The sequence below is a fragment of the Pseudomonas mercuritolerans genome, from assembly GCF_025706525.1.
Lineage (GTDB): Bacteria > Pseudomonadota > Gammaproteobacteria > Pseudomonadales > Pseudomonadaceae > Aquipseudomonas > Aquipseudomonas mercuritolerans.
The window spans coordinates 184,971-211,234 of record NZ_JAMSHA010000007.1; the positions used below are offsets into that span (position 1 = coordinate 184,971).

19 protein-coding genes and 7 pseudogenes are annotated in these 26,264 nt (G+C 55.0%); 11 read left to right on the forward strand and 15 right to left on the reverse strand.

Annotated elements, in window-relative coordinates; translation table 11 throughout:
• Window positions 1-231 precede the first annotated feature (231 nt).
• From ND528_RS20515 to argE, 4 genes are read left to right on the forward strand one after another with little or no spacing between them, the layout of a single operon-like run.
• On the forward strand, window positions 232-1,521 hold the full coding sequence (locus ND528_RS20515) for a flavin-containing monooxygenase (protein ID WP_263471076.1): 1,290 nt from the start codon (window positions 232-234) through the stop codon (window positions 1,519-1,521).
• 24 nt (window positions 1,522-1,545) lie between these two features.
• Window positions 1,546-1,956, forward strand: a complete 411-nt coding sequence (locus ND528_RS20520; protein WP_263471077.1) for a RidA family protein — start codon at window positions 1,546-1,548, stop codon at window positions 1,954-1,956.
• Between the two features lie 10 nt (window positions 1,957-1,966).
• The gene (locus tag ND528_RS20525) at window positions 1,967-2,644 is read left to right on the forward strand and encodes a DUF1028 domain-containing protein (protein WP_263471078.1); all 678 of its coding nucleotides are present in this window, start codon (window positions 1,967-1,969) and stop codon (window positions 2,642-2,644) included.
• A complete protein-coding gene (gene argE, locus ND528_RS20530; RefSeq protein ID WP_263471079.1) occupies window positions 2,641-3,786 on the forward strand; it encodes an acetylornithine deacetylase in 1,146 nt (381 codons plus the stop codon). Before ND528_RS20525 ends, argE begins: the two co-directional genes overlap by 4 nt.
• 87 nt (window positions 3,787-3,873) lie before the next feature.
• On the opposite strand, the pseudogene ND528_RS20535 reads toward argE, so the two are convergent.
• The 7 genes and pseudogenes from ND528_RS20535 to ND528_RS20560 all read right to left on the reverse strand — a co-directional run.
• Window positions 3,874-3,966: pseudogene (locus ND528_RS20535) on the reverse strand (LysR family transcriptional regulator); the annotation flags it as partial.
• Between the two features lie 1,372 nt (window positions 3,967-5,338).
• Complete coding sequence (locus ND528_RS28500; RefSeq protein ID WP_408005055.1) at window positions 5,339-6,094, reverse strand: methyl-accepting chemotaxis protein; 756 nt, start codon at window positions 6,092-6,094, stop codon at window positions 5,339-5,341.
• 102 nt (window positions 6,095-6,196) lie between these two features.
• Window positions 6,197-7,477, reverse strand: a pseudogene (locus ND528_RS28505) (PDC sensor domain-containing protein); the annotation flags it as partial.
• Window positions 7,478-7,860: 383 nt separating this feature from the next.
• On the reverse strand, window positions 7,861-9,351 hold the full coding sequence (locus ND528_RS20545; RefSeq protein ID WP_263471081.1) for an aldehyde dehydrogenase: 1,491 nt from the start codon (window positions 9,349-9,351) through the stop codon (window positions 7,861-7,863).
• 222 nt (window positions 9,352-9,573) lie between these two features.
• Window positions 9,574-10,953 carry an APC family permease gene (locus tag ND528_RS20550; protein WP_263471082.1) on the reverse strand — a complete coding sequence of 460 codons (1,380 nt, stop codon included), beginning with the start codon at window positions 10,951-10,953 and terminating at the stop codon, window positions 9,574-9,576.
• A gap of 153 nt (window positions 10,954-11,106) precedes the next feature.
• Window positions 11,107-12,489: an aspartate aminotransferase family protein gene (locus ND528_RS20555; protein ID WP_263471084.1), complete on the reverse strand. Its 1,383-nt coding sequence runs from the start codon at window positions 12,487-12,489 to the stop codon at window positions 11,107-11,109.
• Window positions 12,486-13,334 carry a response regulator transcription factor gene (locus ND528_RS20560; RefSeq protein WP_263471182.1) on the reverse strand — a complete coding sequence of 283 codons (849 nt, stop codon included), beginning with the start codon at window positions 13,332-13,334 and terminating at the stop codon, window positions 12,486-12,488. Before ND528_RS20560 ends, ND528_RS20555 begins: the two co-directional genes overlap by 4 nt.
• Window positions 13,335-13,531: 197 nt before the next feature.
• Here ND528_RS20560 and ND528_RS20565 point away from each other — a divergent pair.
• Window positions 13,532-13,921: pseudogene (locus tag ND528_RS20565) on the forward strand (hypothetical protein); the annotation flags it as partial.
• Here ND528_RS20565 and ND528_RS20570 read toward each other — a convergent pair.
• Both ND528_RS20570 and ND528_RS28510 read right to left on the reverse strand, forming a co-directional pair.
• The gene (locus ND528_RS20570; protein ID WP_263471085.1) at window positions 13,920-14,831 is read right to left on the reverse strand and encodes a LysR family transcriptional regulator; all 912 of its coding nucleotides are present in this window, start codon (window positions 14,829-14,831) and stop codon (window positions 13,920-13,922) included. The pseudogene ND528_RS20565 and the gene ND528_RS20570 overlap by 2 nt on opposite strands.
• A 416-nt stretch (window positions 14,832-15,247) precedes the next feature.
• Window positions 15,248-15,418, reverse strand: a pseudogene (locus ND528_RS28510) (hypothetical protein); the annotation flags it as partial.
• Window positions 15,419-15,489: 71 nt separating this feature from the next.
• Between ND528_RS28510 and ND528_RS20580 the strand changes: the two are divergent.
• From ND528_RS20580 to ND528_RS20590, 3 genes and pseudogenes are all read left to right on the forward strand, one after another.
• On the forward strand, window positions 15,490-15,657 hold the full coding sequence (locus ND528_RS20580; RefSeq protein WP_263471086.1) for a transposase: 168 nt from the start codon (window positions 15,490-15,492) through the stop codon (window positions 15,655-15,657).
• A gap of 258 nt (window positions 15,658-15,915) precedes the next feature.
• Window positions 15,916-16,080 (forward strand): annotated as a pseudogene (locus ND528_RS20585) (IS3 family transposase); the annotation flags it as partial.
• Window positions 16,081-16,155: 75 nt separating this feature from the next.
• Window positions 16,156-16,464: a DDE-type integrase/transposase/recombinase gene (locus ND528_RS20590; protein ID WP_263471183.1), complete on the forward strand. Its 309-nt coding sequence runs from the start codon at window positions 16,156-16,158 to the stop codon at window positions 16,462-16,464.
• On the opposite strand, the pseudogene ND528_RS20595 reads toward ND528_RS20590, so the two are convergent.
• Together ND528_RS20595 and ND528_RS20600 are read right to left on the reverse strand one after the other, a co-directional pair.
• Window positions 16,367-17,405, reverse strand: a pseudogene (locus ND528_RS20595) (IS30 family transposase); the annotation flags it as partial. The gene ND528_RS20590 and the pseudogene ND528_RS20595 sit on opposite strands and share 98 nt — an antisense overlap.
• 76 nt (window positions 17,406-17,481) lie before the next feature.
• Window positions 17,482-17,709: pseudogene (locus tag ND528_RS20600) on the reverse strand (histone-like nucleoid-structuring protein, MvaT/MvaU family); the annotation flags it as partial.
• A gap of 53 nt (window positions 17,710-17,762) precedes the next feature.
• Between ND528_RS20600 and ND528_RS20605 the strand changes: the two are divergent.
• Complete coding sequence (locus ND528_RS20605; RefSeq protein ID WP_263471087.1) at window positions 17,763-18,044, forward strand: SIR2 family protein; 282 nt, start codon at window positions 17,763-17,765, stop codon at window positions 18,042-18,044.
• Window positions 18,045-18,667: 623 nt separating this feature from the next.
• Here the strand turns inward: ND528_RS20605 and ND528_RS20615 are convergent.
• The 3 genes from ND528_RS20615 to ND528_RS20625 form a co-directional block, all read right to left on the reverse strand.
• On the reverse strand, window positions 18,668-19,594 hold the full coding sequence (locus ND528_RS20615) for an AEC family transporter (RefSeq protein WP_263471088.1): 927 nt from the start codon (window positions 19,592-19,594) through the stop codon (window positions 18,668-18,670).
• Window positions 19,591-20,757, reverse strand: coding sequence for a pyridoxal phosphate-dependent aminotransferase (locus ND528_RS20620; RefSeq protein ID WP_263471089.1), 1,167 nt, complete (start codon window positions 20,755-20,757; stop codon window positions 19,591-19,593). Before ND528_RS20620 ends, ND528_RS20615 begins: the two co-directional genes overlap by 4 nt.
• A gap of 94 nt (window positions 20,758-20,851) precedes the next feature.
• Window positions 20,852-21,736 carry a LysR family transcriptional regulator gene (locus ND528_RS20625; RefSeq protein WP_263471090.1) on the reverse strand — a complete coding sequence of 295 codons (885 nt, stop codon included), beginning with the start codon at window positions 21,734-21,736 and terminating at the stop codon, window positions 20,852-20,854.
• A gap of 176 nt (window positions 21,737-21,912) precedes the next feature.
• Here ND528_RS20625 and ND528_RS20630 point away from each other — a divergent pair, with 176 nt between their 5' ends.
• Complete coding sequence (locus ND528_RS20630) at window positions 21,913-22,302, forward strand: DUF2946 domain-containing protein (protein WP_227974134.1); 390 nt, start codon at window positions 21,913-21,915, stop codon at window positions 22,300-22,302.
• Window positions 22,303-22,499: 197 nt separating this feature from the next.
• Window positions 22,500-24,494, forward strand: coding sequence for a TonB-dependent receptor (locus tag ND528_RS20635; protein WP_408005056.1), 1,995 nt, complete (start codon window positions 22,500-22,502; stop codon window positions 24,492-24,494).
• A 71-nt stretch (window positions 24,495-24,565) separates the two neighbouring features.
• Here the strand turns inward: ND528_RS20635 and ND528_RS20640 are convergent, their stop codons facing one another.
• Entirely contained in the window at window positions 24,566-26,113 is a 1,548-nt protein-coding gene (locus ND528_RS20640) for an IclR family transcriptional regulator domain-containing protein (protein ID WP_330221318.1), read from the reverse strand.
• Window positions 26,114-26,264: the final 151 nt, after the last annotated feature.

Consider the following 26,264-nt stretch of genomic DNA (forward strand, 5'->3'; position numbering starts at 1 on the left):
TGAACCATCGGAAAGAGAAAACCGATCGTCGTCTATGTCCAAGACTTGCTCAAATAACTTCCATAATGGTCCCACAGCGGCGCAGTCACCGAAATCACCCGACAGGGTGAGCCTGCATACGATACTTATGCTCACTTCCTAGCTTAATAATATTTTATTTATAGCCCCCCTCCCCCTAGCCTTGAAGTCATGCCAACGCTGAATCCAACTGCATAACGCAAGGACAGAGACATGACTCAAGCAATAACAAAAACAGACACCCTGGTGGTGGGCGCCGGCCAAGCGGGCGTGGCCATGAGTGAGCATCTGAGCAAGCAAGGCGTGCCGCACCTGGTGCTGGAGCGCAGCCGCATCGCCGAGCGCTGGCGCACCGGGCGCTGGGATTCGCTGGTGGCCAACGGGCCGGCCTGGCATGACCGGTTTCCCGGCCTGGCATTCGACACCGTCGCCCCGGATGGCTTTGCGCCCAAAGAACAGGTGGCCGATTACTTTGAAGCCTATGCCCGCAAGTTCAATGCGCCGATCCGTACCGGTGTCGAGGTGCTGTCGGTTGTACGCAATATTGGCCGTCAAGGCTTCACCGTGCACACCAGCGAAGGCGTGATTGAGGCCAACCGCGTCGTGGCGGCGACCGGGCCGTTCCAGAAGCCGGTGATCCCGGCCATCGCGCCCACCGACACGGCGCTGCACCAGATCCACTCCGCCGACTATCGCAACCCTGCGCAACTGCCGGCTGGCGCCGTGCTGGTGGTGGGAGCGGGCTCGTCCGGTGTACAGATCGCCGATGAGTTGCAACGCTCCGGCCGTCAGGTGTACCTGTCGGTCGGTGCCCACGACCGCCCGCCACGCGCCTACCGCAACCGCGACTTCTGCTGGTGGCTCGGCGTGCTGGGCGAGTGGGACCAGGCGGCGATGAAGCCTGGCCGTGAGCACGTAACCATCGCGGTCAGCGGCGCCCACGGCGGCAAGACCATTGATTTTCGCGAACTGGCCCAGCAAGGCATGGTCCTGGTCGGCCTGACGCAAGCGTTCAACGGCAGCGTCGCCACGTTCCAGCCGAACCTGGTGGAAAACCTGGCGCGCGGCGATGAAAACTACCTGGCCCTGCTGGATGCGGCGGATGCTTACATCGAGCGCAACGGCCTGGACTTGCCGTCGGAGCCCGAAGCGCGCCGTGTGTTCCCGGATGCGCAGTGCATCCAGCAGCCGATCCTGGAACTGGAGCTGGCCGAGGCCGGTGTCACCACGATCATCTGGGCCACCGGGTTTGCCGTGGATTACAGCTGGCTGAAGGTGGATGCATTCGACGCGGCCGGCAAACCGCAGCACCAGCGCGGCGTGAGCAGCGAAGCTGGGATCTACTTCCTTGGATTGCCGTGGCAGTCACGCCGTGGCTCTTCGTTTATCTGGGGTGTGTGGCACGACGCCAAGTACGTGGCCGACCATATCGCCATCCAACGGCAATACCTCGAGTACCGCGAAGCCGCCCCGGTGGTTCGCCAATCCCCTGTCAGCGCCTGATCATTTATTGCCGGAGTTTTTTTGATGCCTACTCACACTCGCATCCGCATGTTCAACACCAAGGAAACCTACCCTAACCAGAGCCTGGACAACGACCTGTGCCAGGCCGTGCGCGCCGGCAATACCGTGTATGTCCGCGGCCAGGTGGGCACCGACTTCGACGGTAACCTGATCGGCCTTGGCGACCCACGCGCCCAGGCCGAACAAGCCATGAAAAACGTCAAGCAATTGCTGCAAGAAGCCGGCAGCGACCTCAGCCATATCGTCAAGACCACCACCTACCTGATCGACCCACGCTACCGCGAGCCGGTGTACCAGGAAGTCGGTAAATGGCTCAAGGGCGTGTTCCCGATTTCCACCGGGCTGGTGGTCTCGGCCCTGGGCCAGCCGCAATGGTTGATGGAAATTGATGTGATCGCCGTTATTCCCGAGTGAGGAGCCGCACATGACCTTTTCAATCGTCGGCCGTTGCGCCGACACCGGCCAACTGGGCATCGCCATCAGCTCATCGAGCATCGCTGTGGGTGCCCGTTGCCCGTGGCTGCGGCCCGGCGTGGGTGCGGTGTCGACCCAGAACATCACGCTGCCGGCCCTGGGCCCGGACGTGCTCGACCTGCTGGAACAAGGCCTGGCACCCGCCGACGCTATCGACAAGGCTCTGACCCGCAACGGCTACAGCCAGTACCGGCAACTGACGGCGATTGATCACCTGGGCCGCAGCGTGCATTTCAGCGGCAGCGAAACCCTCGGCACCCACAACGCCGTGTCCGGCGAACAGTGTGTGGCGGCGGGCAATATGCTTGCCGACCGCGCGGTGATCGAGGTGATGGTCGCGGCCTTCGAGCAAGGCGAAGGCCAGTTGGCAGACCGTCTGCTGGCAGCGATGCACGCCGCCATTGCCGCCGGCGGTGAAGCCGGCCCTGTGCATTCTGCCGCGCTGGTGGTGGTCGGCGAGCTGACCTGGCCGATCATTAACCTGCGAGTGGATTGGGCTGACGAACAGCCGATTCTTGAGCTGCAAAAGCTCTGGGACGCCTATCGCCCGCAAGTGCAGGACTACATCGACCGTGCGCTCGCGCCGGACCGCTCCCCCGGCTACGGCGTGGCCGGAGACGACCGATGAGCAGCAGCCGCGAACTGCTGCAGATGCTGGTGGGGTTTGATACCACCAGCCGCGAATCCAACCTGCAACTGATCGAGTATGTGCGTGACTACCTGGCCGGTTTCGGCGTAGTCAGCGAACTGGTCTACAACGAGGAACGCAGCAAGGCTAACTTGTTTGCCAGTGTTGGCCCGGTGGAATTGCCGGGCATCGTGCTGTCGGGACATACCGACGTGGTGCCGGTGGACGGCCAGCCGTGGACCGTGCCGCCGTTTGAGTTGACCGAGCGTGACGGCAAGTTGTTTGGCCGTGGCACGGCGGACATGAAGGGCTATATCGCCTGTGTGTTGGCGTTGGTGCCAGCGCTGGTTGAGGCACCGCTGCGGGTGCCGGTGCATATCGCCCTGTCCTACGACGAGGAAGTGGGCTGCCTGGGTGTGCGCTCGTTGCTCAAAGTGCTGGAGCAGCGGCCGGTCAAGCCGATGTTGTGCATCATCGGCGAACCGACCGAACTCAAGCCGGTGCTAGGCCACAAGGGCAAGTTGGCCATGCGCTGCGATGTGCATGGGGAAGCCTGCCATTCGGCGTACGCGCCGTCTGGCGTGAATGCCATCGAACATGCGGCCGAGTTGATCGGTGAGCTGGGCCGCATCGGCCAGCACTTGCGGCACAAGCAGGATGCGCGGTTTGATCCGCCATTCAGCACGGTGCAGACCGGCGTGATCAGCGGCGGCAAGGCACTGAATATCGTCCCCGCCGATTGTCGGTTTGATTTTGAGGTGCGCGCATTGCCGGCCCAGGACCCGGGCGCGGTGGCGGACGAACTGAAGGCCTACGCCGAGCAGCATGTGCTGCCGCGCATGCGGGCAGTGAGTGCGCAGAGCGCGATTCGTTTTACCGAGTTGTCGGCGTATCCCGGGTTGGTGACGGATGAGCGCAGCCAGGCGGCGGAGTTGATCGCAGCGTTTTGCGGCTCGCGGGCATTCGGCACGGTGGCGTTTGGCACTGAAGGCGGGTTGTTCGATGAGGTGGGCATTCCCACGGTGGTGTGCGGGCCGGGGAGCATGGACCAGGGGCATAAGCCGGATGAGTTTGTGAAAGTGGAGCAGTTGGCGGGGTGTGATGCGATGTTGCGGCGGATGCTGGATTGGATTCGCGCCTGAATTGAACACTTAACCTGTGGGAGCCGGGCTCGCGCGATGGCGGCCGGTCAGTTGCCAAAGAAAGCTGACTGATACACATCTCCATCGCAGGCGGGCCAGTTTTCCCCGGCAATAATCCACGAATAGCTGTACCGGCTTGCTCAGCGGCGCAAGCCGCAGCCATATCGCTGACAAGCCTGACCGGTCAAAGTCCCGGGCAACTGCATACTCGCTCTAAATACAACTGACCTGCGAACACAAAAAAGACCTCTTTCTGCCACAGACATAATCATGGTTCCCCTTGCCGACATACCTTACGGAGATATTATGGATCATGGGTGCTGGCTACAAACTCGACGTCTCGCTGCCAACCTCAGTTTACGGAGGAGGATGAGAAGTGCCATATGGAGGCATCACTCCTCAATAGTAGAAGTTGCTAATTACAAAGCCGCTCTTATGCAGCGATATCCGATGGGGCTGGTAAGTGAGGCTGAAGTCGAGGCTCTATTGGTTAGTTGGTTACATGGATAGCGCTAGATTTTTCGAATTAATCTCAAAGAATGCGTCCATTGCCACCCCTGCAATCAAGTCAGCCCCGACCTTCCATCGTCCATGATAAATATCATTTTCCGAGTTGGATACGGTGAATTGAGTCTGAAGCGTCGCTCGTGGAGATACCTCAATCAGCTCGATAGCCAAGTCGCATAGAAGAATATAGAAGAGTAATTCTAAATATCCATTAGATGCCGCGGTAGTACTGTCGTCTCGCGGATCTTCCTTGGTACGAAATTTTACCGTTTGCCCACTCTCTTAAGCTGCACAACGATTCGACCATAGTTCTTGGAAACAACCGTGCCTTCTCGCGACCTAGGCTTTCATCGCTATAGCTGGCTGAGTTACCCCCGACTGACGTAGAGCGTGACGAAGGTTTGTCTATTCGGCCCAGGTTCGAGTAAAGTATAGATACGGTTTCAGGCCAGAATCACTCAATTAGCTGCTGCGAGCCAGACAGTGTAAAGCACTTCTTTTAGCCTGAACTCCATTGTTTCCAGCAGTGTACTTCGCAGCCTGACAGGGAAAATAGTGGATTCATCATATGCTTTTCGCACCCGATTTTCGTTCGTTACTTACGCACGCAATATCCATTCCGCAGCATCTGACATCTTCTCCCTTATCTGACATCTTCTCCCTTAATCGATCGAAGCTTGATGAAGCTCTGGCTCATAGCTATAGAATCCGTACCTATATGTGCTTTGTGCGCATATCTGAATCAGGGGCCTTTGGACAACGCATCGACCTTTGATCATGCAGTATTTATCAATAGTATGCCGACTTGGAAGGCTGGACTAACGCACCAATACTTGCCTTGCCCGTTAAAGAGCATACCTTCGACATTAAGATTACTAAGTAGCCTGGTGGCACTCCAAAGCGTAATCAGCCATCGGCCGTTGCGACGGATATGGTCACGAAACTAGAACATTTTGCGGCTTCGTTAATGACCAAGAAGTGCACACGCAGTTTACCTATGCACCTACACAGTGTGTCATCCCGAGCTCGGCGCTGATAGAGATCGTTACACGCGGAACTGATCCATTAACTTCATCTGATGATTGGCTAGTGAATTGAGCTGACTGCTGATGTGTGCCGATTCAGTGGCTTGCTCTGTCAGTATCTCAGTAACGTTGCGTATTGCTGAAACGTTACGGTTGACCTCCTCGGCTACAGCGCTCTGTTCTTCAGCCGCACTGGCTATCTGCAAATTCATGTCGCTTATTACCGTCACCGCATTGCGGATCTTTCCAAGCGCTTCAACGGCTTGTTGAATCTGCCCAGCGTTGCTTTGTGCCTGGTTCTGGCTGGAATACATGATTGTTACCACGCCCCTGGTACTCGTCTGAATGCGCTCGATGACGGTTCGAATTTCTTCGACCGAGTCCTGCGTTCTCTTGGCCAGGTTGCGCACCTCATCAGCTACCACAGCAAAGCCGCGGCCACTTTCACCGGCGCGCGCCGCTTCGATGGCGGCGTTCAGCGCGAGCAGGTTAGTCTGCTCCGCAATACCGCGGATCACCTCAATTACCAAGCCAATCTTCTCGCTGTTAACAGCGAGGGCTTCCACTTCCGTCACCGCTCTGCTTACCTCGTCGGCAAGATTGCTGATGTCGAGGGTGCTACGTTCAATGATGTCTACTCCTTCCTGAGCTGCCTGATCGGCGCCCCTCGCAGCCTGTGCTGCATTTGAGGCACTATTAGCGACATCATGCGCAGTCGCGCTCATTTCATTGGAAGCGGTTGCCACTTGATCTATTTCACGGAACTGTACTTGCATACCTTCGCTGGTTAGCCGAGCAACTTCCGAAGACTGAGCTGCGGTGCTGCGTGCATCAGTGATGCTTTGTTTGATCTGGGCAACGGTCGGTTGCAGTTTGTCCAGAAAACGGTTGAACCAGTTTACAAGCTCTCCAAGTTCGTCTTTCTTAGTGTAGTGAAGCCGTTGCGTCAGGTCTCCATCGCCAGTGGCAATTGCTTTGAGAGTATTGGCAACAGTATTGATGGGCTTGGTCACACCGGAAGCCGTCAACCATATCAACAGCAGCCCAAGCACGCCGGCACCGATGGCAAAGAGCAACGATTTGAGCGTGCCACTGGTCTGGGCGTCGTTAAGCAAGGTCTGGAGCTTTAAAGAATCGGCGAGCAGAACCTGTTTGGGCAAATCAATCGATACCCCCCATGTGGGCGCTTGAGGAATTGGCCTGAAGGGGTAGACCGCGCGGATCGAGTTATTATTGGTGAGTAATTCAACTGTATTATTTGCCAGTGTTTTCATGATGTTCTTGCCCTCTTCGCCAAGGGCGTCGCCAATGTTCTTGGCGACTTGGCTTGCATCGGCGCTATAGGCCGCAAGAACTCCGCTGCCAGACACAATCAGCACTTGGCCTGATCCATCAAACAGTTCTTTGTGAGCGCCAGTGGCGGATACTTGCAGCGAATCCAGAGAAATATCCACGCCAATTACGCCAATGACTTTACCATCAGCCATCAAGGGCACGGAAAGCGTTGTCATCAATTGCAGCTTTCCCACTTGAAGGTCGGCGTAAGGCGCCATGAGGCAAGAGTGCCGGGTGTCTCGGGGACAGGTATACCAACTGTTGTAAGGAACTCCACTAATGCTAAGTTCGGTTTTTTGCAAGTCACTTTCCGGAATCAAAATATTGACCGTTTGACCGCTGCCACGGTTCCAGGAACTGGCAAAGCGCCCTCTGTCATTTGAAGCGCGAGCCACATCGTCAACAAACTCGCTGTCCCTGCCGTCCAAGGCATCAGGCTCATAAGCCGACCAAATTGCCATCACGTTTGGGTTATGCTCAAAAACCGTTTTCAGATTTTGATTGAGCTCTTCGCGAAGAGCCGCTGGTGGCATGGCGCGCCGATTTGCGATGGTGCGTAAATCATTGGCTTGGCCGGCTGCTGTATTGATCAACAAAAGGCCGGCGTCGAAGGTTTTTTGAAGGATTGCGGCTTGCTCCGCGGCTTTGGCCAGCAGCAGATTCTCAGTGCTTTTTGTCAGCATTTTACTGCTTGAGGCACCGATTAACTGGTTATTCTGGCTGCTTTGAAACAGATTCATGCCGACGATCAGGCCGATCACGCCGAGTAAACACAAGCCGGACAAGATCACGATTTTTAAGCGGATAGAGAGTGCGGTGAGCATATGGCTACCTAAAAGGAATGGTTTGTTGATCGTTTAATCCGTTGATCTCGTTCGCTGTTTTTTCTGGTTAGTCTGTTATCGGCCTCACTGATATTTTTATGAGCCAGAGATCAAGAATGATGATGGCCAACCGACGACTGGTAGGTTCCATGTGCGGGCGGTTCACTTATGACATCTATAATGGGCTTCATAAATGATCAGGTGGCTGAAGAGTTCAGCCAAGACTTGGGACTCTGTGTCGAATCGCTGCCATGCTTGCGGGATTGCGACAATTCCATTCGCCTCGAAAGACCGGCCCGATCTCAGTTGATCAGGCCTGTCTTGGTCAGCAGCAGTCTCATTAATCGGTGCGCGCCCCCCTCTTTTACACCCGAGCCCCCTAGTTAACGTAATTGAAACCAGGTGGTTTTAAGTTGGGTGTATTTATCAAATGAATGCAGCGAAAGATCGCGACCAAAGCCAGACTGTTTGGCGCCGCCAAACGGTACCGACACATCCAGTGCGTCGATGGTATTGACCGAGACAGTACCGGCATTTAACGCGCGAGCCACGCGATGCGCACGATTCAGATCATCGCTCCACACCGATGCAGCCAAGCCGTAGATGCTATTGTTGGCTTGCTGAACCGCTTCTTCCTCGGTGTCAAAGGCGCTGATCGCCAAAACCGGACCAAACACTTCATCTCGCGAAATAAGCATGTCGCCGGTAACGTCGCCAAAGATGGTCGGTTGGATGAAGTTTGAAGACCCATTGATGATCAATTGCTCCCCACCGGACAGCAACGTGGCACCGTCAGCACGTGCCTGACCGATTGCTTTCATAATGCGATCGGTTTGCTCACTGTCGACGATTGCGCCAGCAGCGCTTCCAGGGTTCAGCGGATCGCCAGGCATCCACGCACGCGACTTGCGTATCAGGCGCTCGACGAATTCGTCATGGATAGAACGTTGCACATACAAGCGTGAATTGGCAGAACATACTTCACCTTGGTTGAAAAAAATACCGAAAGCGGCCTTCTCCGCCGCCAGGTCCAAATCCTGGCAGTCCTCGAAAACAAGATTCGGGCTCTTTCCCCCACACTCCAGCCAAACCTGTTTGAGATTGGACTGCGCCGAGTACTGCATGAAGTATTTGCCGACCTGAGTCGAACCTGTAAAAACCAAGCAATCTACATCCGGGTGCAGTCCGAGTGCTTTGCCGGCGCACTCGCCGAGGCCGGGCACCACATTCAGTACTCCTTCTGGAATACCTGCTTCCAAGGCCAACTGAGCCAGACGCATAGCAGAAAATGGAGACTGTTCGGCGGGTTTGAGCACCACGCTGTTGCCAGCGGCCAAGGCAGGTGCGAGCTTCCACGCGGCCATATCCAATGGAAAGTTCCAGGGAACTACCGCAGCAATAACCCCCAAGGCTTCTCGTGTAATGGTGGCCAATGCATTCTGGGCGGTAGGCGCCACCTGATCGTAGATCTTGTCGAGCGCTTCGCCATACCAAGCGAATACGTGTGCGGCGCCGGGCACATCCACGTTGTAGGCATCCATCACCGGCTTGCCCATGTTCAACGAATCGAGCAGCGCCAGTTCTTCGCGGTGCACCATCAGTAATTCCGAAAGCCTAATCAGAATTTTCTTGCGTTCCCCGGGAGACATACGTCGCCAATGGCCGGTGCTGAACGCCCGGCGCGCGGAACGCACAGCCAGGTTGACGTCTTCTTCGCCGCAAGCGGCGACACGTGCGAGCAATTGATTAGTCGCTGGGTTTATGGAATCGAAGGTTGCCCCAGAAATTGAAGAAACTTGCTGTCCACCGATCACGGCGGTGTTGATAAAGGTTTGGCGGGCAACACGCTGCTGCCAGTAGTTAAGGTCGAACACGTTGTACTCCCACATAGACCGTCTACACGGTCAGTTGTTGTTGATCGGGATGGAGGGTGCATAACTATTGAGCTCAGGACGCACGCCACTCGTCAAAATTAGGTCGACTGCTTTCTCACCAATCATGATGCAAGTTGCACTAGTATTGCGCGCTGATATAAGCTATAGCGCCAGCAGAAATCGTAATAGCCTGCTGTCAAAAACCGGCCGGGTTATGATGTTTCACTTCATCATTTGCAAGTCCGGCATCTTCACCCTGAACCCGCGCGTGACACCCAACAAACAAATCAGTCCCAAGCCCATCCAGCACAAACCGATCGTGAAAGACATGCCCGACAAACTCGTCCACAGCCAAATGGTGCTGAGGAACCCTAGGGCTGGCAGCGCTGCGTACATGAAGTAATTTCGGGCGCCTCGCAGTTTTTTGTCGATAAGGTAGTGCTTGATCACCGCCAAGTTCACCGCCGAAAATGCGAAGAGCGCGCCGAAGCTGATCATGTTTGCAACCGTATCCAAGGTAATAAACAAGGCAATCAACGAGAACAAACTGACGAGCATGATCGCGGTGGCTGGCACGCGCTTTTTTGTGACCAGTTTGCCAAATACCCTCGGCAATGCTCCATCACGCCCCATCGAAAACAGCACGCGCGATACACTGGCTTGGGACACCATTGCCGAAGCAAAGCAACCTGCTACATAGGTCGCGGTAAAGGCGGTCACTAGCAGTTCGCCGCCGACACGGCGCATCACGTCGACAGAGGCTGAATCAGAGTCGGCGAAACTGTTCCATTCAGGGAATACCATTTGGGCGAAATACGAAACCAGCAGAAACACCCCCCCCCCGAACAACGACACTACTATAATGGCGAGTGGAATCGTTTTTCGAGGGTCAGGAGTTTCCTCGGCCATGGTCGACACGGCATCAAACCCCAGGAACGACAGACAGAGCACCGCGGCACCCGCCATCACCAGCGGGACGCTGAACCCTTCATGATGGAACGGTGCTAACAGCGAAACCGGTGTGGAACGCCCACTGAGGTTGTTAAGCGATAACGCGACGAACACAACGATGAAGACCAATTGAGCAACGACGAGTATCCAGTTCACCCGAGTGATGGACTCGATGCCGATCATATTGAGCAGGGTGACTAATGCAATTGAACCGAGTACCCACACCGCAGTTGGAACCGCGGGAAAATATTCCGACATGTAAATGCCGATCAGCAGATAACTAAGCAATGGCAAGAAGATATAGTCCAGTAACAAGGTCCATCCGGCAACAAAGCCGAAATACGCGCCAAATGCTTTGCGCGTATACGTATAAACTGACCCTGAATAGGGATGTGCCTGGACCATGCGTCCATAGCTATAAGCGGTCAGCAACATCGCCGCGAGGGTTAGCAGGTAAGCCGTGGCCAAATGTCCTTTGGTCATTTGTGTAACCAGGCCGTAGGTAGTAAACACTGCCAGCGGAACCATGTACGCCAGTCCGAAAAGCACTAACCCGACAAGCCCCAAGGGTTGTCGAAACCTCCGTGACGAAGTGGTTTCGGATGAGGATTGATGGGGGGGAGTATCAGCTACGTTTGTTATTGTATTCATTGCAGACTCCTGGAAATAGGCATGCAGAATGCCGTGGTATTCGATGAGGTCGATACCGTCAACCGTTTTGAAAGTGAGCAGCCCGATGCGCGCTGAGCGAGGTGAGGACGTCGCCCCTCCCCAAAAAAATGGGAGAGGGACTAACCATTCACTTCACAGCTTTCCCGCGATCCGTGCAGTGCGGTCTACCGCAATATGGGTCTTCTCAACTAGCTCATCCAGTTCCGCGCGCGTTGCCACGAGCGCCGGCGCCATGATCATGCGACCGAGCGTCGAGCGAATGATCACCCCCTCTTCAAAACCAAAGGTGCGGCATTGCCAGGCTAGGCTGTTTTCATTGACAAAGCGTTTGCGCGTGCTCTTGTCCTCGGCGAATTGCAAGGCTGCGAGCAGGCCCGCGCCCTGGATCTCGCCGATCATCGGGTGGTTGCCGAACACCTCACGCAGGATCTGTTGCAAGTACGGCCCGGTGTCCTCCTTCACGGTGCGCACGATGCATTCATCACGCAGCGCCTTAAGGTTCGCCAGCGCTACCGCCGCCGCGACCGGGTGCCCGGAATAGGTCAAGCCGTGGGCAAACACGCCGCCCTGATCCACCAGCGCACTTGCAATGCGTTTGCCCAGTACCAGGCCGCCCATGGGTATATAGCCGGAGGTCAGGCCCTTGGCGATCGAAAGAGTGTCCGGCTCGAAGCCGAAGTATTCGTGGGCGAACCACTCGCCTGTACGGCCAAAGCCACCGATCACTTCATCGGCGCACAGCAGCACGTCGTACTGGCGGCAGATCCGCTGGATTTCGGGCCAGTAGCTTTCCGGAGGGAAGATCATGCCGCCGGCACCCTGAAAAGGCTCAGCGATGAAGCCCGCAACGTTTTCAGCACCCAGCTCCAGAATTTTTTCTTCCAACTGCATGGCACATTGACGACCGAACTCGGCCGGGGTCAGCTCGCCGCCCTGGGCGTACCAATAAGGCTCATCGATGTGCGCGACATCAGGAATCAGGCCACCCATTTCGTGCATGAATTTCATGCCGCCCAGCGCCGAAGCCGCCAGCGTGGAGCCGTGATAGCCGTTCCAGCGACCAATCATGATTTTTTTCTGCGGCTGGCCGACCACTTGCCAATAACGGCGAACGGTACGGATCAACACCTCGTTGGCTTCTGAACCGGAGTTGGTGTAAATCACGTGGCTGTAGTGACCAGGCAACAAACTGAAGAGCAGCTCGGACAGCTCGATCACCGCCGGATGGGTGGTGTGAAAGAACATGTTGTAGTAGGCCAACTGATCCATTTGCACCGCAGCCGCAGCGGTCAGGTCCTTGCGTCCATAACCAAGCTGGGTGCACCACAGGCCGGACATACCGTCCAGGTAGCGCTTGCCCTCGCTGTCCCACAAATAGAGGCCTTCGCCGCGGATAATAACCCTGGGGCCTTCGGCATTCAGCGCCTTCTGATCGACAAACGCGTGGATATGGTGGGCCGCGTCGGACTTCTGATAGTCCTGGGTCTGGCGTTTCGGTTCGAAGGGTAAGTTCATGGTTTTTCTCTCTTGTTAGTAGTCGCGCAAGGGGTCGCAGATCCGATCAGCGGATTTTTGTGCATGTAACGTTCAAGGGGGTCTTTGCTCAGCACGCCTTGTGCCTCGGCCAACGAATCGATGAACAACGAGAACAGTTCCGATTGCGCGCCAATGTCGAGCTTGCTGTAAATGTGTTTGCGGTGAGATTTAATAGTGTCTTCCGAGACGCCTAGGCGTTCGGCCAGCGAACGGGTGGAGTGACCACGAAGTATCAGTTGGGCAATACGGCATTCGCGCTCGGTCAGAATCGACGAGCCAAAGTTGTTCAGCGCCGAATGGATGCGTTGCTCCATCAAGCTTTCAAAGCGCGCACCCCGGGTATCCAGGCCAGTAAAATGTTTGCCGAGTACCGCCAGCACCCAGGGCGCTATCCGCTTGAACTGTTGGGTGGTGGCCGCCTCCAGCTTCTGCGTAAACGCCAGTGACACGGACAGGCTCAATCCGCTGCCTGACTGCAGGATGTAATTCAGCTCATCCTCTAGATGCGAATGCCGATAGAACGATTGGAAATATTCGCTCAGTTCGAAATGATCGGGGGCGACATCAGCAAGGTCGTAACACCCTGAACTGACGCTCTCTACGCACGCCCCGTAAAACGGATCAAGCAAGTAAAAACCGGACAGATATTGGCTCACATTGCCTTGCGGCAGCCACGGACCTCCCAACTCGAACAAGGCGCTGGGCATGCCGCCGTGGGGATACAGATACAGCGTCGTGGCTTGGATCGGCCAGATATAACCGAGTGCCTCAAACAAGGTGGCGGCGAAGTTCGCTTGACCGATGTTCTCGGTAACCCGGGCCATCTGTTCGAACCAGTACGCAGAAGAAAGCCGATCGTTTTCCACTTCGAAGACTCGTTGAAAAGAACGACAATGATCGTCCCACACTAGGGAATACATCGTAATCACCCGATAGGGTGAGCTTGCATTCAATATTTGTGCTCACTTCCCAGCTTAATAATATTTTTTATTTTTACCTCCCTCCCCCTAGCCTCGAAGTCATGACAACGCTGAATTCATCTGCATTACGCAAGGACAAAGACATAGCTGAAACAATAACAAAAACAGACACTCTGGTGGTGGGCGCCAGTCAAGCTGGCGTGGCCGTGAGCGAACACCTGAGCAAGCAAGGCGTACCCCACCTGGTGCTGGAGCGCAGCCGTATTGCCGAGCGCTGGCGCCCCGGACGTTGGGATTCGTTGGTAGCCAATGAGCCGGCCTGGCATGACCGGTTTCCCGGCATGGAATTCGACACCGTCGCGCCGGATGGCTTTGCGCCGAGAGAGAGCGTGGCCGACTACTTTGAAGCTTATGCACAAAAGTTCAATGCGTCGATCCGTACCGGCGTCGACGTGCTGTCAGTGGTGCGTAATGTCGGCCGCCCAGGCTTCAGGTGAGCAAGCGCGCGAGCTCTTCGCGGCAGTAGTCGACGAAGAGCTTCACCGGCTGGGTCAACGGCGCCCGCCGCAACCACACCGCCGACAAACCCGATCCAGTCACTGTTTCCGCCAAAGGAACACATATCAGCTGCTGCCCATCATAGGCATACTCGGTGAATGGCTTGGTCACCAAAATCGAGAACCCGAACCCCTGCCCCACCATACCCCGCACCATCTCGATCGAAGGTGAGCTGAACAAAATGTTCGGCGTCAAACCGCGCTCTTCAAAGATGCTCACGAAATACGTACGGCTCGGCAACAAGTCGAGCAAAATCATCGGTTCTAGCACCAGATCCGCCAGTGACACCCTGGCCTGCTGCGCAAAGCGATGGTCCGCCGGCAACAACGCGTAAGGCTGCTGCTGTGGCATTAGCGGCGAGGTCTCGACGGTACCGCCCAAGTCGTGTTCAAAGAGCATCGCCACGTCGATACTCCCGGCCGTCAGCGCCTGCACCAACTCCTGCTGTTCGCCATCGCGAATACGGATCTCCACCCCCGGCCAGCGCGCCTTGAAACCGGCGATCAAGCGCGGCAGGTACAGCGGCGCCACTGTTTCAAAGCAGCCGATATCGATCTGCCCGGCTACCACATCGTTGTCGGCCAGGGCGTTCTGCTCGAACTCATGGGCCACTCGTAGCAGCTTCAGCGCCTTGCGATAGAAGCGTGCTCCACTCGGTGTAAGCGACACGCCCTGGGCGTGATGACGAATAAACAGCTGTACGCCAAAGCTGTCTTCTAGCTGCTTGATCGCAGTGGACACCGACGGCTGCGCGATATACAGCTTGCGCGAGGCTTCGGCGACGCTACCGCACTCGGCCGTGGTGACGAAATATCTGAGTTGGCGAAGATTGTAGGCAGCCATCAGAGCCTCCTAATTTATGGAGCTCACTCCGTAAAAGTGAGAAAAACAACGCTTTTGTTCAATTCACGTCCATGCAACATACCGCAGGAAAAAACCAAGCGAGCTATATTTTTTAAGGTCTATAGCAATAAATCAACTTACCTCTCCGCCCGTTGCGAATGATCCCTTCAATAACAAAATGCCCCGCCAGTAGCGCACAGCTTATTAGGTCAACGTCCCGACGTACTCGCCTAGACTCGCAGCTCCTCATGATTAACACCGCCATACCCTTCGCCCTTTATCGAAAAACACACGATTAAATAAGTGTCCCCCGAAGATTGCCATGGAAAGTTCAGAGACCTGCTCATCCTGTGGTTCGCCGGCGACGTCACGCCGTTGCTGATCATCGCCATTGGACTGTCTGCGACTATTCCACATCAACCTGATCTCTGGCATCGTCGCCATTCTCGTTGGCCGCTCAGCCAAGACTCAATAGTGTCGGAAACGTGCTTTGCCTTCCATTCTTTTAGCGTTTTGTGATTTCCACCCTTAGTCTCAACGACCTGTCCCGTGTGAGGTTTTTTATAAACCTTCACTTGGCGAGGCCTGTGAACTGACCTAATGATTTTGGACACTTCAACGGGCGGTATGATAGCGCCCAAATTTGAGGTGTTTGGATATGCGTAAATCTTATTCGAGTGAGTTCAAGCTCAAGGCCGTCAGCATGGTGTTGGATGAAGGTCAGCCAGTTACCGAAGTCTGTGACAGCCTAGATATCGGCCCCACAGCGCTGCGTCGCTGGGTCGATCAAGTGGACAAAAAGAACGCTTGGGTTCGACTCCCTTAGGGGCCAAGGCGATTACCGCTGATCAACTAGAAATTCAGAGGCTCAAAGCTCTGCTCAGAGAAAAAGACCTGGATATCGAAATTCTAAAAAGGCCAGTGCTCTCCTGCTTTTGGACGCCGAAGATCATTCACGCTGATCGATGAACTGGACGAGCAGTACGGCGTTAAAAGGTGTTGCCGGGCGTTCGGGGTCAACCGCAGCAGTTTCTAAGCTTGGCGTCAGCACCAAGGCAGAGCAAATCCTGAACGGGACAAGCTTAAGACCGCGCTGGTCAGGCACCACAGGACGTCCAGAGAGCCGGCCGGCGCACGTACATTGTCCAAGGAGCTACAAGCCAAAGGGCATCGTATCGGACGTTATATGGCTCGCAGTTTGATGCGCGAAGCTGGCATTGCTAGTCGTCAACGCAGGCGCCATAAGTAAAAGTCGCCGGGCGTGGAGGCCTTGGTGGCGCCACACGTGCTCAAGCGGAAATTTGATGTGAAGGCGGTTAATCAGGTGTGGTGTGGCGACGTGACTTACATCAAGGTTGGCAAGCGGTGGATGTACTTCGCCGCCGTTCTGGATTACGCTCGCAGGATCGTAGGCTGGTCGTTCTTGATGATTTCTGATGCCAACGTGACCTGCGAAGCGCTACGCCTGGCGGTTGAGCTACGCGGCCATCCCCAAAATGTATTGTTTCATTCTGACCAAGGTTGTCAGGGCGGATTCAACCGGTCGTCGCAACACTGGATTGTTTTACAGACTTTAGATACTCATTCAGTGCTTCGGCAGGTGTTTTCCAGCCGAGTATTTTTCGAGATCTAGTGTTAAGTACGTGAGCTACCGCCTGTATTTCTTGGGCACTCCAACGAGAGAGGTCAGTGCCTTTCGGAAAGTATTGCCGTAGAAGGCCGTTCGTATTTTCGTTTGTGCCGCGCTGCCATGGACTATGTGGATCAGCAAAGAAAACCTTTACTCCGGATTCGATGGTAAATCGAGCGTGATCCGACAGCTCCTTTCCACGATCCCCGGTCAACGATCGCCACAGCTCGATGGGAAGATCAGTCACCGACTTCTTCAATGCGTTGGCCATACTAACAGCCCCATAGCCAGCCGGCGCCGGGCAGTTCTTCGTGCGGAAATTTGCCCATAACCTTCTCGCGAGGCGATGGACGAGCATGGTAAATCGAGTTGTGCGCTCGATCAGAGTTCCAATCGCAGAACGGTTCAGACCGATGATCAGGTCGCCCTCCCGATGCCCGGGTACAGACCGATCTTCTACCTCAGCAGGGCGACTGGAGATCATGACGTCCTCGCTGACGTGTGCCCACACTTTGGACTGCGCTCTGGCTCTCGGCACGCGCAATGCTCGTCCTGAGCGCAGGCAGCTCACCAGTTCGCGCTTGAGAGCCCCTCGACCCTGAATGTAGAGCGCCTGATATACGGCTTCATGAGATATGCGCATGGATTCATCATCCCGGAAAATCGATCTGGAGCCGGTTGGCAATCTGCTCAGGCGACCAGCCATTGACCCATTTACGGTCACTGCGATGCGGTTTATTTCGGCCTTTGAAGGGCGCTTGCCGAGGCCCAGAAATCTCACGACCATCGGCGTCTTGAACCTTGCCCTCAAGACGGTCGCGTACGTACTGGTGCAGTCGCGGGTTAGTGACCAGTTTCGCCGGTTTCGGCCTCTTGGCCACCAGTTCTGCCTTCCATTGCGCGGCTGACGCTCGATATTCAAGCCGACCGCAACGGGTAGCAGCACCGGTCGCCGGTCATGAAGGAAAGGTCGGCGGCGTGAACCGTAATCAGTGTCCAAGATTACTTGACCAGTTCACTGCGGCTCCCAGCTTTCGATTCTACAGCTGGAGCGCGGCGACCTGCCTGTGGATCGAGCACATTGATCACGTCCCTCAAGCTGTAACCGTACTTTGCGGGCAAATCGCGCAGCTTCGTTTCGAATTCGATTTCTTTCTTGAGGCCGGCGTCACCCTTGAGGGCTTGGAGAGCTTGGAGCTGTTCGACGAGGTGTTTTTCTAGTTGGCGTAATTCGGCAAGTTTGGACATGATAAGTCTCGATTAGATAGGTAACGATCGCCGCCATAGTTAAGTACAGCCAAGTGCGCGTTATCATCACCACAAACTTTGACAGATTAATGGAGAATGCCTTACGCGATCTTGGGACTGAGCCAACGGTGTTCACTTCAGCCGATACGTTGGTTGGAGCTGAACTGCTTACGCATACACAACGCTACATTTTCAAGGTTCATGGCGATTACAAAGATGCGAGGATTCTCAAAACAGACGTAGAACTGAGCGGGCACCCCTCCGAATTCAACACCCTCCTCGACCGCATCATCGATGAGTTTGGGTTGATAGTCGCTGGGTGGCAGAGCGAATGAGATCACGAGAACTGCGCTTCTTCGGGCTCCATCTCGGCGTTACCCTACCTTTTGGCTGGCACGTGGTCGGCTGTCCGAGCGCGGGGAGGAATTGGTAGCGCACCGCCGCGCATCCGTGGTTAGAGGTTCTTGGGGTGGTTTTCAAAGCTTGGCGATGATTGCCGACCCCAAACCCGTCAGAAGTGCGACCTCTTGGGAAATCGACGGGCACCTGGTGCGGCTTCATATCGGTCTTGAAGATCCATCTGATCTTATCTACGATCTCGAAGAAGGCTTTGCGAGGTTCAATATGTTACGTAGCCAGCAGATTATCGAATACTCATGAAACTGTGTTAGGCACAGCGCATTATGGGCTGTGCCTAACGCGTGAAGGCGATCAACCCGAAGGGTTTGGCCGCCCGGCACCAACTCATGTTCTCGCTTCATAACTCGACCCGGTGTCGCGGCAGCAAAAGTCGTTTTCCAAACAGGAGTGCGGTGTTCGAGGGAGGGCAGATGCAAAGTTTCCTGAAGTGGTCAACTCATCTCTCGTTTGTCAATGAGTAACACCTGACACACTCGAACGAACCAGAGGCGCTTTCTTGTCGGTCTTACTTTACTCAATGTTTGTAAACACTTGACACTCAACCCCACTGGGCCATCACGAGGATAACCGCTGGAAGTGCTAATCCTGCCAGCATGGTCTGGCAAGCGATGATCCCAGCCATAAGGGGGGCGTCTCCCCCTAATTGCCTTGCCATGATGTAGGAGGATGAGGCTGTGGGCAGTGCCTGGAATAGAAGGGCTGCAACCGCGGCCTTTCCTTCAAGTTCGAATAGGTGGCACGCCAAAAGCGTAACCAGTGGCATGATTAAAAACTTGGTCAGCGACGAGTAACCCACCGGGCGATACCATTGTCTTATGCTTCCGAACTCAAGCGCAGCACCAACGCAGAGCAATCCGAGCGGCAGTGAAGTTTGTCCCAAGGCTTTGAGCACCGGCTCAATACCGACAGGCAGTCCCCAGCCCGAGACCTGAACCAATCCGCCGGCGAAGCACGCGAGTATCAGTGGGTTCAATGCCAACTGCTTGAGGACTTTGCTAAATGGCATCCTGCCGGCTGCCCCGTACTTCGCGAATACCATTACGCACAGAATGTTCACACTGGGCACTATGGCTGCGTTCGCGACGGCGGCCAGGGCTATGCCTTGCACTCCGAACAAACCCGCCGCTGCAGAAACACCAACGTAATTGTTGAAGCGTATGCCACCCTGAAAAACCGAAGTAAATGCGGCATTGTTCTGAGTGATCAGCGATCTTGCGCCCAACAGCATCAGCGAAACCACAACAGTCGACAACACGAGCACCGAGACCATGCTTTGTAAGGGCACCCCATCAAGCTTGGCGGTCGCCAGTCCGTGAAAGAAAAGAGAAGGCAGCAGTACGTAATACGCCAAGCGCTCTGCCTGCCCCCAAAAGTTATCCGCCAGAAATTGACGACGTTTGAGCCATGCGCCCAACACGATCAGCAGTGCGATGGGCAACAAGGCCGTCAACAAAGAGAGGGTCATGCGCTTGCCTTGATTTTTAGCACCAACCGTTCACAGCCCGCGATCAGGATTGACTCATCAGTGGCGAATGAAAGCCTGAGATGACCAGGAATCCCGAAAGCGCTACCGGGAACCGTGGCTACGCCTGCTTCGAGTAGGATGAGCGCGAAAGCTTGATCATCTTTGATCGTTCTGATTCGAGGCAGCAGGTAAAACGCACCCTCCGGGCATGCGACATCAATCGCTTCGCAGGCCCCCAAGACGCTTAGAGCGGAATCACGCCGCCGGCGATAAATAGCATTTCTCTCTTTCACCAGTGCCTGAGACCCATTCAACGCAGCCACCGCCGCTAACTGGCTCAGGGTGCTGGTCTGAGTACAGTTCTGTGACTGAACTGAGCTAATCGCCGTGATCAGAGGCGTTGGCCCACACCCCCACCCCACCCGCCAGCCGGTCATTGCGTAAACTTTAGACACGCCATCCACGATCAGAATACGGTCTCTCAAATCAGGCGCCACCGCCGCCAATGTCTGATAGGGATCATTCGTGTAACGAATTTCTGAATAGATGTCATCTGATAGCACCATCACCCCTGGGTATCGACGCAGCACTTCGGCGATGGCCAACAGTTGCTTGCGCGAGTAGAGCGAACCGGAAGGATTGCCCGGCGCATTCAAGACGACCCACTTGGGCGACTTTGCCAGTCGAAGCGCTGCCTCCAAATGCTCTGCGGTGAGGCGAAAACCTTCTTCTCTCGTGGTCGACACGATCAGCGGTCGCGCGCCGCACATCTTTATCATGGCGGGATAACTCGCCCAATAGGGCGCAGGCACGATCACCTCGTCGCCACTTTTGAGGGTCGCTTGAAAAGCGTTGTAGATGATTTGTTTGGCGCCACAGCCGACGGTAACTTGGCCATCGGCGTAATCGAGGTTTCGAATGTCTTTCATGCGCATGCGGATCGCGTGACGAAGTGGCTCAACACCGTTCGACGGTGAGTAGGTCAGGCGACCGCTGAGCGCAGCGTGCGCAGCTTCAAGAACGTGTGGCGGCGCGTTGAAGTCCGGCTCGCCCAATGTCAGATCGATGACATCCCTGCCCTGCGCTCGCATCAACGCCGCTCGCTTTGCCATGATCAGGATAGAAGACTGCAGGATATTGTCTGCGGTAGGTGGAGTGCTCATGTCGCCCTCGAGAAATCGTCTGGATGGGCACCACGATAAGAATTCTGACTCTAAAATAAAAACGATTTAAAATTCAGCAAACAACAAGTATCACTCATGGGTCGACGTGCGGAGAATAAGCTATCACGGCGTTCGCCAGGGCTGAAGCCAGTCGCCCAAGCGGACGGTCTTCGCGCTCCAGCAATACCACGCGCCTGGTTTTTTGAGGTGTGCCGAACGGCTCAAAGGCGAGTGTTGTCAGGCTTTCGACTTGTTGCTGAGCGAGAGGAATGATGGATACTCCAAGTCCGCTTGAAACCATCTGGATAATCGCATCTTGGCTATCAAGCTCCATGCTGGTCTGCACCCGCATCCGCATAGTGCGAAGCTCTCGCTCAATGGTTCGACCCGCCCAGGCACGACGATCAAAGCGAATGAACGGCTGACTTTTGAGAAGAAGCTGCAAGTCCTCATGCGCGAGGGACACCGGCGCGATAATCCAGAATCCTTCCTCGTAAAGCACCGTGCTCGCCAGGCCATAAGGGTATGGTTTTACCGGTTCTGTGGTGATAGCAACATCAAGCTCGCCCGCTTCCACGCGCGTGGCCAACTCAGCAGACATGCCCGACGCAACAGTGATGCGCAGGTGCGGATGTTGGGCGCGCAATGCAGACAGTGCGAGGGGCAAAACACCTGCCAGTGCTGTTTGGATGGCGCCGATTCTAAGCCTGCCGCGTAACTCGCTGTCGCCGCCGATCTCAGAGGAGATGCCGTCGTACAAGGCTAGAATTTCTCTCGCGCGCTCCACGGCGATATGGCCCGCATCCGTTAGCACCGGCAACCGTCGTGAACGGTCAAACAGGAGCGCGTTGAAATCCTCCTCCAATGACCGAACATGCAGGCTGACCGCTGACTGGGTGAGATGCACGGCGTCCGCTGCTCTGACGAATGAACCGTGTTGGGCAATAGCAAGCAGTGTTCGAAGTGCGCGTAAAGACATAGCCATCATCCAACGAGTTGATGAGCGAGCTTACCAGTTGGTACAGGCGCCTTGTTCGGACGCAGACATCTTCCCTGCGATCCAATATGACCTGTGACGAAATAGCGCACCCCGTGGAAATTTACTTCACTCTTTAAAGCGGGCTAAATACCCGCCCCTTCGCGGCGACTTCATCTATGAGTTCGTTGAAACGCATCCGGCCTTGGATTGCTTGCCTGGCAGTCTTGCTGAACCTGTTCGCCATGCCGCTGAGTCGTGCGATGCAGACGCCGGACGTTAGCCTGATGCTTTGGGGCGGGTTCTGTTCGGGAGGGAACTCGAGTGCCGTTCCTAAAGATCTCGGCAAGGTGGTTGATGCCTTGCGGTCACCCCAATCGAAACCTGTCATGCAACACGGCGACTGCTGCTGTGGGCATGCAGGATTGGCAGCATTACCCTCTGATTACTATCGCCATTTCCTACCGCAATACACACCCGATACCGCCCTCGAAAATTCTCAACTACCGACGCTGCATCCAAGGATTCGTTGGCCCAGTCTAAGTCCACGCGCCTCTCCTTTCGCCTGATCACAACACCGCTGAAAACCTGCGGTGCTGCCCTCTTTAAATTCTTTTAGCGACCTGCAACGGGACGCTGAACGCCCTTAAAGTTTCTTGATCATCAGGAAGTGCATGCTATGCCTGCTCTAATTACTTTGCGTCTTGCAAAGCGTTTATCTGTGTCCCGCTCCATGTGGCCGCTGATGTCGGCTGGTGTCTTCGCAATGAGCCCTTTGTGCTCTGCATTGGCCGACGCTTCTAAAGTTGAAGACTCGGTTTTGACCCTCGGCACGGTAAATGTGCAGGGAACGGCCAGTGGCCCTTTAAGAACCAGCAGCGTACTCAGCTCGGTGGATATCCTGGGAGCAGATATCCTCGAAAAGATGCCGGTCAACTACAGTTGGGAACTGTTCAGCCGAGCCCCCGGAGTGATGCTCACGGAGTTCAACCAAGGCACCACCTCCGGCAAAATTTCCTTCCGAGGCTTCAACGGCGAAGGAGAAGTGAATGCTGTCAAATTGCTGATCGACGGAATACCAAGCAACAGCAACGACGGCAACATGCCGTACATGGACATGATTTTCCCCCTCGAGCTGGACAGCATCGAGGTCGTACGTGGTACCAGTGATGCTCGCTACGGCCTGAACAACATTGCCGGCAACGTCAATATGCTGACCCGCACGGGTGGCGACTACAACAGAGCGCGGCTGCGTTATGGCAGCTTCAATACTCAAGAAGCACAGCTTGCCAAGGGCATTGAGAGCAACAACTGGACGCAAAACTATTTCTTCGCCTATCAAAAAACCGATGGTTACAGAGATCACGCCGAGGCAGATAAGTTTTCAATGTCGGGCAAATGGTTCTACACACCGGACGATGACAGCTACCGTATCGGGCTTATTGCTCGTCACTACGAGACCGCAGCTCAGGAGCCAGGTTATCTAAGTGAAGACGATGCCCGTCATCACCCGGAAATGACCAACAGCTTCAACGCTACTGATAAGGGTACTCGTCGCATAAATCAGGTCAGTCTGCATTTCGATACAGATTTGGCTGAGACTCTCGCCTGGTCAGCGAAGACCTACGCCAACACTTTCGATGACAGACGTTGGACACAATACTGGAGTACCAGTGCACAGCAGGAACGCGACGCCTACGAGACACAATATGGCGCCGTCACCTCCCTGACCTGGCGACCCGAAGTCAGCTGGCTTTACGATTTTGCCCTCGAAGGTGGTGCAGACGTACAACAGCAGCAAAATAAAAGTGAGCGATATCGCACCAAAGACCGCACACGTCTAACTACCACCCGCAACCAGCAGTTCGACTTCGACACCTACGGCGCTTATGTCCAGGCAGAGATAAAACCTTTCGAGTCTCTGAAGATCGTACCAGCCTACAGGGTCGACAAGATCCAGGGCGACTTCACTAATGAAATGACCGGCATAGATTACGACATCAACGACTACGGGCTGATCAAGCAGCCGAAGATCAGCGTTGTCTATTCTCCGTGGGACGTTGCCAGCTTCTATGCGAACTGGGGGCGTACCTTTCAAGTGGGCACCGGGGCGGCGGCTTACAAGATTCCGCCCAGAGATACTGACCTAGCCCCTTCGATCAACGAGGGCTGGGAAACAGGCATCAAGTTCACCCCGGCTGGCTGGGTGGATGGACGCGTCGCCTATTGGCAGCAAGAGGCGTCTGGGGAAGTCAGTCGCCGGCTGAACGACCCGAGCGGTGAATCCGATAATGTCGGTGAAACACGGCGCTGGGGCTACGACTTGCAGATGAACCTGTATCCGAATGAACGCACCAATATCTGGATGGCTTATTCCTGGCAGTATTCGAAAATACTCCAGCCGAGTGCCACGTTGCCTAACAGCAAAGGTCAGGAAATCGACCACATCCCGCATCATCTCTATAACGCCGGCATCAGCTATGACGCTACACCCGCATTACAGCTGACCGCTTGGATGAATGGCCAGACTAACTACTATCTGGAGCGGGAAAATACAAAGGGGACTTACGGCGGTTACGTGCTAATGAACCTTGGCGCAACCTACAAGGTGACTCAATCAGTGAGTGTTGACTTGCAGCTGAAGAATCTCACGAATCGATACTACGAGTACGTCTGGTACGACCCGGACGGCGCCCAGGCATCACTGCATTCGCCAGGTGATGGCCGTGCGCTTTACACCGGAGTGACTTTGGACTTCTGACTCAAATAGTTGCCGGGGCCGCCTGGCCCTGGCGCTATGTAGTTATGGATGTATTACAGTCGACTGAAAAATTACTCGAACTTAATGCCTAAAGATAAAAGACGCTCTATTTTTTCAGTAGCTTCACGCATAAGTGTAGATAGCGTCGGTAAGTCACGCTCACTTTTACGATACTGGGGAATCGTCGCCGATATTGAGCCCCTAATTTTACCGTCGACGAAAAAAGGGACTGCCAATCCGAACGCCCCCAATACCCGTTCGCCCTCACCAGTAGCCCACCCCCGTTCCTTGATGTCTTTCAGCTCTTCTTTAAGCAATTTACGAGAAGTAATTGTCGCTTCAGTAATTCGTTCAAGCTTGAGCGAGTCGACCAATTGTGGGTCACAGTAGGCCAATACAGCCTTGCCTGCGGCACCGGCATACAGAGGAACATCTACGTTCACCTGAAGCTTGTATTGGATAGGCCTCCAACCTGGTATCACATCAAGAAATTCAGCCCTCTGAGTGGTTTCATCGTACGAAAGAAGGGCTATCGTCTCACCGGTTTCCTGGACTAAAGATGACAGGATTTTCCGGGTGATATCGGCGAGGTCGCGATGAGCTGAGTTAACTCGTGCGGCCCATTGATAGAGCCTTGGGCCTGGATACAAGGTAGTTTCAACCAAGCTGACCAGCTCGGCCTGAATCCCGGACTCTATAAGTCGTTTGGCCGTGGCCGCATTGCACAAGAGATGATCGTGCAAACCGACAGAGTTTTTTATACCCTGCGGAAAAACGCAGGCTAACAGCAGAAGTCGTTCAAGGCGACTGACCGTGGATTTGGCATCCTGTGCGCAGACATTATTAATAACCTGAAGCCTGTCAACGCTCTTGGAATCTATACCAGCCTGTATCTTTTCAACAACGCGCTGGATGTCCGTATCCAAATGACGAAGTCCCTTGGAGCCTGAACTTCCAGCTGAGTGAAAAGAGGCAGACATGATAAGCCCACTCGCTGTTTCGCTCACAACTATCGATAGCGCACTGGGAAATTCCGACTCCGACATGAGGCCAAGGGCATCATGATCGGGGAAGATACAGTCATCACCACCTGCCGCGCCTGATGTTTTCAATCTTGAATCGTTAGCGCCGATAAATTCTGCAAACTTGCGTCCGATGTCTCCAAATGTGAGTGGATAGACCACCCCTAGCTCAGGCCTGAACGTCAGCGCTGCCTTGGCTTCGCTGCAGGCCGCGATGAAATAGCCATTACTGCGCGGGCATAACACAGAAACGAGCGCGGTGCACTTTGAGGCGTCAGCGAGTTCACCGAGCGATTCACTACTGCGGCCCAGAAGCACACTTGAATCAATGAGCGATTGAGTAAGGACGTCAATTCTCGGCCCTATGCTGTATTTCCCAACCCCGACTTCGCTAGCCAGACCGATCTCAACCAAGGAAACAAGAATCCGATTAACGGTACTTCGGCTCTCTGACAGCTCTGCCGCCAGCTCTCGAACCCCCCAAGGCTCGGCACCGGTTCGCCTCACAAGTGCGTCCATTACCTGAATCATCCGGGTGTGGCTGGACGCAGGTACGGTGGTGAAAGGTGTTGTGCTAGAGCGGTTTGACTGAGGCATCACAAGTCAGATCGATTGGTTCGGGCCTCCATTCTGGGGTCTAACACTGGCCTACGGCAAATCACACCAAGCTGTTGACAACCGCCACGGCGTTCTAGAAGCTAGACAAAACAAAAGCAGGACGCTGTCCCATTTTTTGAATGGCGACGTC

Coding starts and splice junctions, on each gene's coding strand:
- ND528_RS20635 (WP_408005056.1), top strand. CDS start 22,500: ATGAGCCCTTTGTGCTCTGCATTGGCCGACGCTTCTAAAGTTGAAGAC.
- ND528_RS20525 (WP_263471078.1), top strand. CDS start 1,967: ATGACCTTTTCAATCGTCGGCCGTTGCGCCGACACCGGCCAACTGGGC.
- ND528_RS20560 (WP_263471182.1), bottom strand. CDS start 13,334: ATGGCCCGGGTTACCGAGAACATCGGTCAAGCGAACTTCGCCGCCACC.
- ND528_RS20620 (WP_263471089.1), bottom strand. CDS start 20,757: ATGAGCACTCCACCTACCGCAGACAATATCCTGCAGTCTTCTATCCTG.
- ND528_RS20570 (WP_263471085.1), bottom strand. CDS start 14,831: ATGGCTGCCTACAATCTTCGCCAACTCAGATATTTCGTCACCACGGCC.
- ND528_RS20630 (WP_227974134.1), top strand. CDS start 21,913: ATGAGTTCGTTGAAACGCATCCGGCCTTGGATTGCTTGCCTGGCAGTC.
- ND528_RS20615 (WP_263471088.1), bottom strand. CDS start 19,594: ATGACCCTCTCTTTGTTGACGGCCTTGTTGCCCATCGCACTGCTGATC.
- ND528_RS20515 (WP_263471076.1), top strand. CDS start 232: ATGACTCAAGCAATAACAAAAACAGACACCCTGGTGGTGGGCGCCGGC.
- ND528_RS20640 (WP_330221318.1), bottom strand. CDS start 26,113: ATGCCTCAGTCAAACCGCTCTAGCACAACACCTTTCACCACCGTACCT.
- ND528_RS20520 (WP_263471077.1), top strand. CDS start 1,546: ATGCCTACTCACACTCGCATCCGCATGTTCAACACCAAGGAAACCTAC.
- argE (WP_263471079.1), top strand. CDS start 2,641: ATGAGCAGCAGCCGCGAACTGCTGCAGATGCTGGTGGGGTTTGATACC.
- ND528_RS20555 (WP_263471084.1), bottom strand. CDS start 12,489: ATGAACTTACCCTTCGAACCGAAACGCCAGACCCAGGACTATCAGAAG.
- ND528_RS20625 (WP_263471090.1), bottom strand. CDS start 21,736: ATGTCTTTACGCGCACTTCGAACACTGCTTGCTATTGCCCAACACGGT.
- ND528_RS28500 (WP_408005055.1), bottom strand. CDS start 6,094: ATGCAAGTACAGTTCCGTGAAATAGATCAAGTGGCAACCGCTTCCAAT.
- ND528_RS20550 (WP_263471082.1), bottom strand. CDS start 10,953: ATGAATACAATAACAAACGTAGCTGATACTCCCCCCCATCAATCCTCA.
- ND528_RS20580 (WP_263471086.1), top strand. CDS start 15,490: ATGCGTAAATCTTATTCGAGTGAGTTCAAGCTCAAGGCCGTCAGCATG.